Annotated in this window: 1 protein-coding gene; it reads left to right on the top strand. The window is 30.0% G+C overall.

Going from position 1 to position 604, the window contains the following annotated elements:
• Positions 1-566 (top strand): hypothetical protein (locus tag BW716_RS37380; RefSeq protein ID WP_179091425.1); only part of this gene is annotated, 566 nt, incomplete at its 5' end.
• Positions 567-604 lie beyond the last annotated feature (38 nt).

The raw sequence follows: 604 nt of genomic DNA, 5'->3' as shown, positions 1-604 counted from the left end.
TGTTATCTGCCGATTACACCTTGAAAGAACTACTCCAGACAGGCTTAGAACTTATAAATGACAGCCAATTAAATCACTGCCCTCTATGTAACCAAACTTATAGTTCTCATTCTGAACTATTAATCAAAGTAACTACGAACAAAACAATCGAAGATAATATCCTGCTCTCATTATCCCAGAAATCTTCTCTAATTCAAGAAATTGAATCCATAAGAGAAAAAATAAATAAAAATAAGGAGCAGCTTTTAAGGTTTCTTACTGGCCAACATAGTACTATAACATTGATTTACAGCAACAATCATGCATTACTACAGAATTTAGATATTCAATTGGTTGGGATTAACGAGCTTATCAAAACTACTGAAGCGAGTATTATTAAGAAAAAAATTCAATTAGAAAATAAATCCGCTGAGCAATTAATTGCATATCTGAATTCATTAATAATTGATCTAAATCAGAAACTGGAGAGTTTTAAAACTACAAGAAATAATATTGAACAAGAATTATTAAACACAAAAAAAGAGATAGGTCTTAACCAAGATAATGAAGTTGTTTACACTTTTTGAAGGAAAAAAAGGAAGTCCCAGGAATTAAGGATTTTTGT

Source organism: [Flexibacter] sp. ATCC 35208 (genome assembly GCF_001975825.1).
GTDB lineage: Bacteria > Bacteroidota > Bacteroidia > Chitinophagales > Chitinophagaceae > Chitinophaga.
Note: the sequence above shows the minus strand (reverse complement) of the source record. Positions and strands in the feature narration are given on the sequence as shown.